Genomic DNA, 11,898 nt, shown 5'->3' with positions numbered 1-11,898 from the left:
ACAAGGGATTATCCAAATCGTAGTTTCCCAAAAATTCTACTGCCATCTCTGATTTCCAATGGTCAGGATGCAAATGTTCCTCTAATTGATACGTTTTTGCATTATGTTCATTCCACAAGATTCCTGTTTCATCTGGATCTTGCCCTGGAGCTTTAAGTTTAAACCAAGTTCGGTAATCACTGATAAAGCCATCTGATTCTATTCTACCACTTTCATCGACCAAAGTTCCATGAAATCCATGTAAAGTCTTCTGAGGAGACCAATGCATTTTGCCTATACCATAGGTATAATAACCTTGGTCACTTAGCATTTTGGGCATTTCAAATGGATACTGCCGTGCAACTTTAGCATATCCAAGCATGCCATGACCCCAAGGTGACATTCCTGTCAGCAGTGCTGCCCTAGCAGGAGTACAACTTGGAGTGGAAGAATAGGCATTGGTAAAATAAACCCCTTCCTCTGCCAATTGATTAAGGTTTGGAGTAATGATATTCGAACCTTCAATATAACCTACTGCATCATAGCACTGCTGGTCTGTTACAATCAAAATGATATGGGGTTTTTGGGCAAAAGAATTATATAATGCAAATACAAATATGTAAATCAAGGCAATAAATTTCTTAGGGATTAAATGCTTTGAAATCATGATTTTTTTATGTTAAAACTTTATGACGGAGACTGGATTTGTAATTTATAATATAACCCAATATAAACCGAAAAATGAATATTTTACACACCAAAACAGTAAGCATGTGACCATCATCCTCTAAATCACCCTCGTCTCAGAATACAGGTCATAAGCAGCCACCAATAGCTGATGGTCTGGCGCCTGACCATAGCGTGCATACTTTTGAAGGTCAATTCGCTCCTCGACATATACAGGAATGTATAAACCATCCAATTCATCCCAGATCACCATTAGGTAGGCATAAGGGATTTTGCTTGCACGTCCTTTTTCCAGCCAATCATCAAAAAGTGATTCATCAAGGGTTTTGGGATAGTTGGGGCCTTCGAACATATTTTTTTTAAAATTGGATTTACAACCAAAGGTAGGTCAGCCTTTTTACTGTTCAAAATGGTGTTTAATTTTAGGGTTATGAGATTGATTTTACAAACTTGTAAAAGCTCTTTTAGAAGATTTTGAAAAACTAAAACAGCTTTGTCCGTCCGCTTTATCATTTTGATGAAAAGTGCTTCAATACAACCTAGGCCTGCCCTCTACTGCTCCATAAAAAAGCTGTTTTAAGCAATGATGTAGCCTTTTTTTCCGGTATTGTCAATCGATATTTTTTCCCTTTCCAAAAAATATTAGGAAAAACCACTATCTTAAACCAGATAACTTTATCAATCCAGTAACATGAAAACCATCCTACAACTCCTCCTTATTCCATTTTTCTTCATTTCAGCTACAGGAAACCTTCACGCCCAAGAAAAACCGCGGGTAGTGATCATGACAGACATGACCCATGATGATGGAAATTCTTTGATCAGATATCTTTATTATTCACATTATTTTGACACGGAAGCTATCATTGTCACCCAACAGCTTCCTGATTTCAATTACGATCAGGATGGACCTTGGCAAAAAGTCAACAATATCTTAGATGCCTATAGTGAGGAGTTTCAGCAGCTTCGTAAGCACCATCCGGAATTCCCGACATATTCCACACTTAAAAACCTGACCAAAAAAGGTAGGGGTGCATTGCCCATCATTTGGTTGACTAATGAAAAAAAGTTTGCCCAGGAAATCGCCGGAAGGTATGTGGAAAGCAGTTGGGGTGACATACACTTCCATGATTGGATCGGGGAGGGTCTCAACCCAAATGGAGAATCCAAGGATTCTGAGGGAAGTGAATATCTTCAGGAGATTTTTGATAAAGAGGATGACAGACCGATTTTTGTGCAGATGTGGGGAGTGCCGATTACTTTTGTCCAGGCGCTTTACCGCTATAAGGAGAATCATTCAGAAGAGAAATTCCAAAAACTGTTGGAAAAGCTCCATATTTTCGGAATCCTTTTACAGGACATTACTTTTGATTATTTGATTGATCTGGATAAAGTACAGGCATTGAAATGCACCAACATGGGTACGGTGACTTCTACATTCGAAGGGGATAGGGTTTCTCCTGCATGGCTGCTCCATGATGGGGGTCATTTTTGGAAATACATCAAGGTAATGCAGCAATCCGAAGTCAATGGCCACGGCCCCATGTCGGAGATTTATGACCATGGGGGAGAGGGGGACACTCCTGCTTTTTTATATCTATTGAGTGCAGTGCGGGGTCTGAATGATCCACTGGAACCCACCCAAGGCAGTTGGGGAAGCATGTTCAGGCCAATGGGCGAGGACTTTCCCCAGGGATATTATCATACCTGCGATGTGGACAATCAGCATTTGGAAAGGTGGATACCTGAGGTGAAAAACAGTTTTATGAACCGACTTCAATATTCCATCAAAAATCCCGATGAGGTGAACCATGAACCCATTGCTGTCCTCAATGGCAATAAAAGCAATGAAATCATCCGGATTCAAAAAAAACCAGGTGCTGTGGTCAAGTTGGACGCTTCAGGTTCCTATGACCCTGATGGTGATGAATTATCCTATTGTTGGTTTTATTACAAAGAAGCCGGGACCTATCCAAATGAAATGAAAATCGAGGGGAATGATGAACCTGTTTTGGAGTTGAAAGTGCCTGCTGACATTGGCGACAATGAAATCCACTTGATACTGGAAATCAAGGACAATGGAAATATCCCACTGGTTTCTTACAGGAGGGTTATTTTGTCAGGTGAAAAATGATCCTTTTTCCTGTGCGATTATTTCTTTCAGCGGGAAATTAAACTTAATTCTTAAATTTAATTTCCTACATAAAAAAATAGAGAATGAATATGAAAGGACATTTATCCCAACGGGGTTTCCAGGCTGCCAAAAAACCAATAAGGGTTGGCCTGGAGATTTATAACCAAGCCAAAGAAAATCAATTTGATGCATTTGAAAACCCCAAGGGAGCTTTTCTGATGAATGTGGCGGAAAATCACCTTTGTTGGGAAATGCTTCAGGAAAAAATTCAATCCATCACTAAAGCTCTAAAATCATCCTGAAATCAAATCCGATTACCCTAACCCCATACGGTTTATGTCCTTTGGGCAATTGATGGCCGAAAAGAAAAACCCTTTCCTCCATTTTTGGTATTTATTTTCCAAAGACTTGGGCATCTCAGGCTTTCGGATTGGGTTGCTCCATTCTTACAATGAACACCTGATCAATGGCTACAGAAATGCAGGACTTTCCCACTCTGTTTCCAATTTTACCCAATGGATAATGCAGGAGGTTTTGAAGGATCTTGATTTTATGGATATGTATATTGCTGCCAACCAAAAGGCTTTGACTAAATCCTATTTGATAGTAGTGAGTTGCTTGAAGGAACTTCGTATTCCCTATAATCCCTCCTATGGAAGTCTGTTCGTATGGATGGATATGTCGGAATTTTTGGAAGAAGATTCAGATCAGGGACAACACGGCTTATGGAAGGAGATTTTTGAAAAGACCGGTATTCTTTTCACCCCAGGGGCAGGATTTGGACATCGAAAAAAGGGATTTTACCGCATAGTGATAACCAGTCTCAGTCATCAGGCTTTGGAAGTGGCGATGGGTAGGTTTAAAGATTTTGTTACTGGGAAAAGGCCGATTAAACATTGCAATAAATGAAATTGTTAAGATGACGTAAACATGACGTGTGTCTGACGTTAATTTTTTATTTGGTTAGATTGATATTTGAAAAGTGAATTTAGGAGAAAAAATCAAATCCTTGCGGAAAGAAAAAGGCCTTACTCAAGTTGAACTTGCTGAGCTAAGTGGTCTATCGATCCGTACCATGCAGCGAATAGAAAACAAGGAAGTCAATCCAAGTGTCTATTCACTGAAAATGCTAAGCAAGGCCTTAGAGGTTGATTTGGAAGATTTGAATTCACATAAAAAGAAACCTTTCCACTTCAATTTATCAAAATTTCTTATGACTACGCTCATTTCATTCTTCGGTAATACTTCAGTTAAAAAAGCCATAGGATTTACCATATTGCCCATTATTGCTCTACTCCTTTATTTATGGCTTCCTGCCAAATCAAATGCAGTGTATTCGCCCAATGACAACCCATTCTTCGTAGCCACCATCAACTGCGGAACAGATACAGTCTGTGACATCGAAGTAACCAAGAAAGACAAGGATGGAGAAATTCTCTGGCAGCATACATTTGGAGGTAGCAGCTATGACCGGGCAGGAAAGGTTATTTCCACGGAAGATGGTGGCTGCTTGGTGGTTGGTTCTACCAGTTCATTTGGCGCAGGGAACTATGATGTGCTACTGTTGAAGATTGATTCAAGTGGGGAACTTGCTTGGCAAAAGACTTATGGAGGATTTTTCAATGAGTATGGAAAAAGCATTTCCAAACTACCTGAGGATAACGGATATGTGATTGAAGGTACCCAACAAACTTGTAGTACACCCAATGTGTCCAACGATTGTAAAGATTATGTCTGGATATTTGAAGTTGATGAAAATGGGGAGTTGCAGGGATAAATGCCACTTCTAAGTGCCACATGATATTCTCATCATATGGAATCCCTGACCGATAATGTTTTATCTCTTTATTCCATTATCGTCCGAAAAGTCAAATTCACCCTTGGTCTCTTGACGAGTTTGGTGGGAGGAAGGCGGTGAAGCCAATGGGTCTGCGTCTTGCCTGCCATTACTAGCAAGCTTCCATGTTCCAAAATCAATTCGACTTTTTCTTTTGTCTCCTTATGTTTAAAGGCAAATTTCCGCTCCGCCCCAAAGCTGACAGATCCAATTGCCCCATCTTTTTTCAGGTCTGTTTCTGCGTCACTGTGCCAGGCCATTCCTTCTTCGCCGGTATGATAAAGGTTCAGAAGGCAAGAATTAAATGTCTCTCCTGTTTCCTTTTCGATTGCTTTTTTGAGTTCTAACAGTTCTTTGGTCCAGGGAAGTGCGTATTTGGTTGCACGGGAATAGGTGTATTCATATGCTTGGTCACCGTACCAGGCAACTTTTCTTTTGGTGATGATTTTCTTTCCAAAAATATTAGCCTCATCATTTTTCCATTCGATGCTGTGAAGCAGGGCTTCATAGTATTTATCAGCCTCTTGTGGACTGAAGATTTTGCCGTAATAATTGACAATACCATCCTTGGGTAACCAATTTTTGGTTAATGTTTGATTAAATAAATCCATGATTCTAAGGTAGGGAAAAATTGGAAATGGGAGAATATAGATGCGAAAGGTGAGAGTTAAGAAACTATAGATAAAGCTTGTCCTGAAGAATCTGGGGTATACATACCCCGTCCTGAGGATCGGTGAATATAGTGCCTAAATAAAGTTAGTTGGATATGGTTGATTACCACTATATCAGTCCATTGTTTAATTAAGGAAAAACACAAATATCAATTTTTCAATCCGCCGTCATTAACCTAGCATATAATGGCATCAATGTCTGCTTAATTTAGTCTTATACCATTTTTAGGCATGTTTTATTTCCTTTCAAGGATTTAAAGAAAACCTCCCTTACTTGCCAGATTGATCAGTGCGGCCACATTTTTCGCGTCAAATTTCAGCATCAGGTTTTTTCTATGTGTATCCACTGTGGTAGGGCTAATAAATAGTTTATCGGCAATTTCCTGATTGGTCATTCCCACTGCGATCAATTCCAAAACATCTTTTTCCCTTCTTGTCAGTACGGGGGATTCTTTGTCCAATGGGTTTCTCAATGATTGAGCTGCATCAAAACTCAGATAAGATTTGAAGGATTTGGCTGCCTGAATCGCCTTCAACAGTTCTTCCCTATTGGCATTTTTCAAGACATATCCACTTGCACCGTTTTCGATCATTTTTTCCACAAAACTCCTTTGGTTAAAGGTGCTCAATCCTAAAATCCGGATTCCCGGGTATTTATTTTTTATCATTTTGCAAAGTTCTATTCCAGACATCCCCGGCATGCTGATATCCATCAGGATAACTTCAGGTTCATGGTTTTGAAGAAAAGCCATACAGGATTCTCCATTGGTGGCATGTCCCATCCATTCGATGTCCTCCTCCTGCTGTAGTAGGGATCGTATTCCTTCAATGACCATGTAATGGTCGTCCACGATAAAGAGTTTGGTTTTCATGTGTTTATAATTGTTTTTTTAAGGACACATAGCCTGTCTCGCATGGCTTTTAATCATATCTCTTTTTGATGCTTTCGGTCATGCTCGATTTCATGGTAATTCTACTTCTATATGAATGCTGCTACCTTTTCCTGGAGTGGAATCTAAAGTAAATTTTGCATTGAGGTATTCCAATCGGCTTTTGATATTTGCCCAGCCGATTCCGTTGCTAAGGAGCATTTTGGAATGTTCAAATCCTTGGCCGTCATCCTCCACATCTAAAAGTATCAGATTCCCATTTTTGGTCAGTTGGACCAAAGCCTTTTTGGCCTCGGCATGTTTCAGAATGTTATTGACCAGTTCCTGAATGATCCGATACAATGAAATCGCTGTGGTCTGATCGATTTCCTCACCTTTGAGTCCGATGGAGATGTATCGAAGCTGAACCACTCCACTCTGGTGGATATCCTCACAAAAATCCCTCAATGCGGCATCCAATCCAAATTTGATCAGATTTTCAGGCATCAGGTTGTGAGCTACCCTCCTCATTTCCATAATGGAGGAGTCCAACATGTCCAAGCTCCTTTCGAAGAGGCGAGCATTTTCAGGGGTCAAAATCAGGTTACCTTTCATGGTTTGGAATGAAAATTTAATTCCGGAAAGCAGCCCTCCCAATCCATCATGGAGGTCTTTGGCCAATCTGCTTCGTTCTTGTTCTTCGCCTTTCAGCACTGCCTCGGTTGCTTCTAATAGCTTTTCGGTTTCAAGTTTCTTGATTCTTTGAAGTTGAAGTCGTTGCTTGTGTTGGTTTTTTCTCTGAATCAATAATCCAATAGCAGTAAGCGAAGCTGCCAATATGATCAATATCCAAATGATCATTCTCCTTTGTTGATTGATGGCTAGCTGAGTTGCATTTTCCGCTTCCAGTTTCAAGATTTGGTTTCGCTGCTTTTCGACCTCGTACTTCTTCTCGATTTCAAGGGTTTTGCTTTGCACATTCTCGTTGATCAGCCAATCTGCCAAAATCTCTGATTCCTTCATCACTTTTCTGCCATTAGGTATATCCTGAAGGGTAAAATACACATTCGAAAGTTGCACTAGGGATTTCTGCCGTTCCAGTGGGTATTTTTTTTCCAAGGCCAAATCCACTGATTTTTTAGCCAATTCCAAAGCAGTTACAGGGTCTTTTTGGTAAATTCGAACAATACTCAAGCCTCTCAGTGCAATGATTTCCCCTTCTTCTGATTCAAGTTCCTGAAATATCTCCAAGGCTTGGGAATAGGAATGCTCCATTCTTAAATAGTTATCCGAAATTCCATAGGAATCCCCAAGATTCAGTAATGCGGTTCCCTGCATATTAAAATCTTTGGTGGTTTTTCCGATCTCCAAGACTCGTTGGTATAAAGGAATAGCGTCGGATGTTTTTCCTAATTTGGAATATGAAAGTCCTAGATTATTCATCACCGTGCCAAGCATACGTTGGTCCCCTGCTTTTTCATAAAAATCCAGCGCTTCCAATCCAACTTCTATTGCCCGGTTGTGCAGTTTCAAATCAGAATACATTACTTGCAGAACGTTTAGGATAAAGCCTTTCATGCCATTGTCCCCGATTTTCTCGAAAATCAGCTTTCCTTGCTGAAAATACTCTGAGGCAGTTTCATAGTCGGAAAGGTAACGATATACAGAACCTGTATTGAGCATGGCTTTCGCCAGATTTACGGAATCCTTGATCTCGCGGGACAGCTCAACTGCCTTCAGGTTGTAATAAAGGGAGGAATCAAAATCCCCTTGCACATTGAGCACGTAGGTGTAATTGTGTGCAAATTTGATTTCACCGGTTTGGTAGCCGATCTTTTTACTGAGATTCAATGCCTTTCGATAATAGCTTTTAGCCAGTTCAGGTTCGGTATTCTCGTATTGTTGACCGATGTGGATATATAAGTCTACCGTGGATATTTCTTCCTTGGCCTTGGGTAAAAGTCCTAGCAAGCTATCCAAGTCCATAACACTCTGCCCAAAAACAGATAGGGAAAAAAGACAGCTCATCATCAAACACAATCTTATCATAGTAGGTATCCAAAGAAATCTCAAAGCCTCAATAATCTACTTCAATTATTCAATTATTTCTCAAAAAGGCATTTCTTTATTTTCATCAAACCTACCGTATTTTACCTTTCTATCTTATCCCTTTTTTAAAGGATATTTTTTTGAGAGATTAAAATATCCTGCTTTTACAGGATAGGAAAGGCCTTCTATTAAAATTAGTTTTGAGTGAGTTTAAAGTAAAAAAGTATTTGATTTTCAACAATCATCTTTAAACATGTATGAAAACAAAATTTATTACTGTATGGATTTCCGTATTTGTCGGTTTTTCATGCTCTGGTTTTTCGCAGACCGAAGAGAAGAAAAAGGATGAAACGCTAATTCCGTACCAAGTTGCAGAAAGGACCTTGACAACGGGGACTTTAATTGATATTAACCTTGCTCCCGTTTATGACCTGGACAACAATAAATACACTGTTGTAAAAATTGGCAAACAATACTGGTTTCAGCAAAACCTGAGAACAACGCAATACAGAGACAAAACAGCAATTTTGACTGATTTGGATGCCAGTGAATGGAAACAAACCACAAAAGGAGCGTATTCCTATTTTGAAAACCTTTCAAAAAATGCGGATTCTTTCGGATTACTGTACAATGGTTATGCTGCGTCAACCGGGAAACTCTGCCCTGAAGGATGGCATATTCCTACCGATGAAGAATGGAAGGAGCTGGAAACATTTCTGGGCATCGGTAAAGATGAAATAAACCGTACCGGTGGCCGCAGCACGCTGGCAGGACTTGTGAAATTTGGCGAATACTGGAAAGACAATACGATGTCCATGGAGAACACATCCGGCTTTTCAGTAGTCCCTGCCGGAACCCGAAACGATTATGGTGATTTTATGGTAGCTGGTCAGTTTGCCGGAATCTGGACGTCAACACCCTATGAAACAACTAACAATTATTTATGGTATCGACACTTTTATTATAATACTCCTGAATTTGGTAGAAACTATGTAACCAAAAACAATGGTTATTCCTGCAGGTGTTTGAAAGACACTGTCATTGTTCAAAAGGAAAGTCCGGTTTTTGAAAAAAATGTTCCTAAAATTGCTGAGTTTGCAAATAAAGAAATCACCACCTCAAATAACCTAAAAGAAGATCTGGGTAACATACAAATGTGTGTGGATGTTTTGCCTCAGGCCAACATTCCGCTCCCATCACGGGAACAGGTCAATGCCAATAAATTCTACAAAATCAATCCCGATGGTACGGTTAGTAACGTAGCTGTTCAGCAGCAGGGCCTTACTGCATATTCTGAAAAAATGTGGACGCCGGGAGAAGTCATAAAATATAGCATAATTGATTTTAACGGTAAGCAGGAATCACTTAAGGATACTGTGAAGAAATATGCAGATATATGGGAGAATTATGCAAATATAAATTTTGAGTTTACTGAAAAAACAAGTGAAGCACAGATTCGCATCGGTATGGAATCCGGATCATCATGGTCATGCATAGGGCGGGATGCCCTGCAGGTGGCTTCAGATGCAAAAACAATGAATATTGGATGGCTTGGAAATGATGCCGATGCCAACCAACGGGTTATCCTTCATGAATTTGGTCATGCTTTGGGCTTCGTTCATGAGCACAACGGGCCTGCCTCAGACATCAAATGGAAAAAGAATCTGGTCTATCAATATTACGCCCAGGCGCCAAATTTCTGGAGCAAAGACATGGTTGACCAAAATGTAATGTTCAAATACAGTCAAACCCTCACAAATTACTCCCATTACGATGAATATTCAATTATGCATTACCCGATTGATCCACGGTTAACAATGGATTATCATGGTTATCCTTTCAATGTCAATCTATCTCCCACTGATAAGCAATATGCATCCATTTTTTATCCATTTCCCAATAACACGGTAGAAGGAACACTGGAAACAGGCGATGATTGTGATGAAATTGATTTCAGAATTGAGTATGACGCAATTGACAGAAACATGATTGAAGTGAAACTGGCTCCGGGAATAAACAGGCATGGAAAATTAGTTGATTGGTGGAAGCAAATATCATTGCCGTTAAAAGGAGAAAGAACCTATCGGTTGGAAATTGAAGGTGGAAAATCAGCAAATTTTTCAATTGATAGGGAAAACCTGGATGATACAAAAAGCTTCGGATTTGCCAAGGCAAAAATGTTTGGTATTCACACCGAACTGGTATATAAATGGAATATTCTGAAAGCCATTCCCGGAGGAACCCGGATTACACTCACTTGGAGAAACGACAGTTGTTTGTAAATCAGTCTTTACCTGGATCGTGAGTAAAAGGGAGAGCAATCGGTTTCAAGCAAAAACGGCTGGGATGAGGAATCGGGGACGCCATGGAACAATTTCTGACACATGGGGTATTCAAAAAACAAATTATAGTATGGTTGTGAAAAAGTTATTTTATCTGCTCATCATTTTCGGATCCCCGGCAATGCTTTTCGCTCAAAAAAATGTTGTTCCGGCATTGCAGACACAAATGCTGGGTATCCAGCTTCCTGAAGGCAGCAAACAGGATAAACGATTGCTATCGGTGGCAGCATCAGATTCGTTCCTGTCAATGTCAACCGAATATAAAAAAAGCGAGATTACTCCTGTAGAAGTATATTCAATACCTGCTGCTTCAGGTTTTAACCTTGAAAATATCAGAGTACAACTTACTGCAAACGGCTATGGGAATACGGATGATAAAGGTGATAACAAGTTGCTCTGGTTTACTAAGGACAATAGCAACTGGCTTGTTTATGTTTCGCAGGAAAACAAAGAAACAGCGCTCTACATTGGCAAGGGAAATATGGGTAAAATAATCCCGGGAAATACAACCCAGCCAGTTTTGGGGGCCGGTACAAATTCCGGACAGGCTAATAATAATAATTCGGCGGGAAAATACCCGGCGTATATTCCTCCGCTGGCAGGCAGGCAAACCGGAGCTTTGCCACAGAAAACCCAGGAAAACGAAGGCCAGATGTTTGTACATGATCTCGACGGTAACCGATACGCAGTTTTACAAATCGGCAAACAATTTTGGATGAAAGAAAACCTGCGCACAACCCAGTACAATGACACAACAAAAATTACAACAGGCCTGAATGCGCAGGATTGGGAGAAAGCCAAACATGGAGCGTATGCTGTTTACGATGATAAACCCGGTAACATTAAAAAATACGGTTTGCTGTACAATGGTCATGCAGCCGCATCAGGAAAACTTTGTCCCAAAGGCTGGCACGTTGCAACAGATTCCGACTGGAAAGAATTGGAACAAATATATGGCATTTCCGAATCTGAACTTGAGCGGACCGGTGAAAGAGGCAATATTGCCAATAAACTGAAAACGACAAATGATTGGAAACCATCGTCTTTTTCAAGTGATAATTCAAGTGGTTTTTCCATTTTACCGGCAGGTGCCAGGCTAGATAATGGCGAGTATTCCACGCTGAACCAATACGGAAATTTCTGGACTTCAACGGTTTATGATGACCGTTATGGACTGCTGTACCTCTGGAACCACCATGTTCACTACAATACCAATGCCGTGGGAAGAATTTATACCGTAGCCAACAACGGCTATTCGTGCCGGTGTGTAAAAGACAAACTCAATAATCCGTCTGACAATAAAAAGTAAATCTAAAGTTCCATCATTTTA

11 protein-coding genes are annotated in these 11,898 nt (G+C 40.2%); 6 read left to right on the top strand and 5 right to left on the bottom strand.

The features are described from left to right. Positions 1 to 646, bottom strand: a 646-nt coding sequence (locus tag ACEW8O_RS23985; protein WP_373497162.1) for a sulfatase-like hydrolase/transferase, incomplete at its 3' end; no start/stop codon positions are given. Between the two features lie 120 nt (positions 647 to 766). After that, on the bottom strand, positions 767 to 1,018 hold the full coding sequence (locus ACEW8O_RS23980; RefSeq protein ID WP_373497161.1) for a hypothetical protein: 252 nt from the start codon (positions 1,016 to 1,018) through the stop codon (positions 767 to 769). A 339-nt stretch (positions 1,019 to 1,357) separates the two neighbouring features. Between ACEW8O_RS23980 and ACEW8O_RS23975 the strand changes: the two genes are divergently transcribed. The 4 genes from ACEW8O_RS23975 (at position 1,358) to ACEW8O_RS23960 (ending at position 4,577) form a co-directional block, all read left to right on the top strand. After that, on the top strand, positions 1,358 to 2,800 hold the full coding sequence (locus ACEW8O_RS23975) for a nucleoside hydrolase-like domain-containing protein (protein ID WP_373497160.1): 1,443 nt from the start codon (positions 1,358 to 1,360) through the stop codon (positions 2,798 to 2,800). An 89-nt stretch (positions 2,801 to 2,889) separates the two neighbouring features. After that, complete coding sequence (locus ACEW8O_RS23970) at positions 2,890 to 3,102, top strand: hypothetical protein (RefSeq protein WP_373497159.1); 213 nt, start codon at positions 2,890 to 2,892, stop codon at positions 3,100 to 3,102. A 34-nt stretch (positions 3,103 to 3,136) separates the two neighbouring features. Then, positions 3,137 to 3,709 carry an aminotransferase class I/II-fold pyridoxal phosphate-dependent enzyme gene (locus ACEW8O_RS23965; RefSeq protein ID WP_373497158.1) on the top strand — a complete coding sequence of 191 codons (573 nt, stop codon included), beginning with the start codon at positions 3,137 to 3,139 and terminating at the stop codon, positions 3,707 to 3,709. Positions 3,710 to 3,782: 73 nt separating this feature from the next. Then, positions 3,783 to 4,577 carry a helix-turn-helix domain-containing protein gene (locus ACEW8O_RS23960; RefSeq protein WP_373497157.1) on the top strand — a complete coding sequence of 265 codons (795 nt, stop codon included), beginning with the start codon at positions 3,783 to 3,785 and terminating at the stop codon, positions 4,575 to 4,577. A gap of 68 nt (positions 4,578 to 4,645) precedes the next feature. On the opposite strand, the gene ACEW8O_RS23955 is transcribed toward ACEW8O_RS23960, so the two are convergent. The 3 genes from ACEW8O_RS23955 to ACEW8O_RS23945 all read right to left on the bottom strand — a co-directional run bounded on the left by ACEW8O_RS23955 (position 4,646) and on the right by ACEW8O_RS23945 (position 8,163). Next, positions 4,646 to 5,248 carry an alpha-ketoglutarate-dependent dioxygenase AlkB gene (locus tag ACEW8O_RS23955; RefSeq protein WP_373497156.1) on the bottom strand — a complete coding sequence of 201 codons (603 nt, stop codon included), beginning with the start codon at positions 5,246 to 5,248 and terminating at the stop codon, positions 4,646 to 4,648. Positions 5,249 to 5,562: 314 nt separating this feature from the next. Then, positions 5,563 to 6,180, bottom strand: coding sequence for a response regulator (locus tag ACEW8O_RS23950; protein ID WP_373497155.1), 618 nt, complete (start codon positions 6,178 to 6,180; stop codon positions 5,563 to 5,565). A 90-nt stretch (positions 6,181 to 6,270) separates the two neighbouring features. After that, positions 6,271 to 8,163 (bottom strand): tetratricopeptide repeat protein, encoded by a 1,893-nt coding sequence (locus tag ACEW8O_RS23945; protein ID WP_373497154.1) that lies wholly within the window; start codon positions 8,161 to 8,163, stop codon positions 6,271 to 6,273. Between the two features lie 320 nt (positions 8,164 to 8,483). On the opposite strand from ACEW8O_RS23945, the gene ACEW8O_RS23940 reads away from it, so the two are divergent. Both ACEW8O_RS23940 and ACEW8O_RS23935 read left to right on the top strand, forming a co-directional pair. Next, complete coding sequence (locus ACEW8O_RS23940; RefSeq protein WP_373497153.1) at positions 8,484 to 10,508, top strand: FISUMP domain-containing protein; 2,025 nt, start codon at positions 8,484 to 8,486, stop codon at positions 10,506 to 10,508. Between the two features lie 136 nt (positions 10,509 to 10,644). Next, entirely contained in the window at positions 10,645 to 11,877 is a 1,233-nt protein-coding gene (locus ACEW8O_RS23935; RefSeq protein WP_373497152.1) for a fibrobacter succinogenes major paralogous domain-containing protein, read from the top strand. Positions 11,878 to 11,898: the final 21 nt, after the last annotated feature.

It is taken from the genome of Aquiflexum sp., from assembly GCF_041749095.1.
GTDB lineage: Bacteria > Bacteroidota > Bacteroidia > Cytophagales > Cyclobacteriaceae > Aquiflexum.
The sequence above is the reverse complement of the archived record's forward strand: the minus strand, read 5'-3'. Positions and strand labels throughout refer to the sequence as shown.

Bases quoted from the DNA above. Each gene is read 5' to 3' on its own strand.
- ACEW8O_RS23950 (WP_373497155.1), bottom strand. From the start codon at position 6,180: ATGAAAACCAAACTCTTTATCGTGGACGACCATTACATGGTCATTGAA.
- ACEW8O_RS23975 (WP_373497160.1), top strand. From the start codon at position 1,358: ATGAAAACCATCCTACAACTCCTCCTTATTCCATTTTTCTTCATTTCA.
- ACEW8O_RS23970 (WP_373497159.1), top strand. From the start codon at position 2,890: ATGAAAGGACATTTATCCCAACGGGGTTTCCAGGCTGCCAAAAAACCA.
- ACEW8O_RS23965 (WP_373497158.1), top strand. From the start codon at position 3,137: ATGTCCTTTGGGCAATTGATGGCCGAAAAGAAAAACCCTTTCCTCCAT.
- ACEW8O_RS23940 (WP_373497153.1), top strand. From the start codon at position 8,484: ATGAAAACAAAATTTATTACTGTATGGATTTCCGTATTTGTCGGTTTT.
- ACEW8O_RS23945 (WP_373497154.1), bottom strand. From the start codon at position 8,163: ATGGACTTGGATAGCTTGCTAGGACTTTTACCCAAGGCCAAGGAAGAA.
- ACEW8O_RS23955 (WP_373497156.1), bottom strand. From the start codon at position 5,248: ATGGATTTATTTAATCAAACATTAACCAAAAATTGGTTACCCAAGGAT.
- ACEW8O_RS23980 (WP_373497161.1), bottom strand. From the start codon at position 1,018: ATGTTCGAAGGCCCCAACTATCCCAAAACCCTTGATGAATCACTTTTT.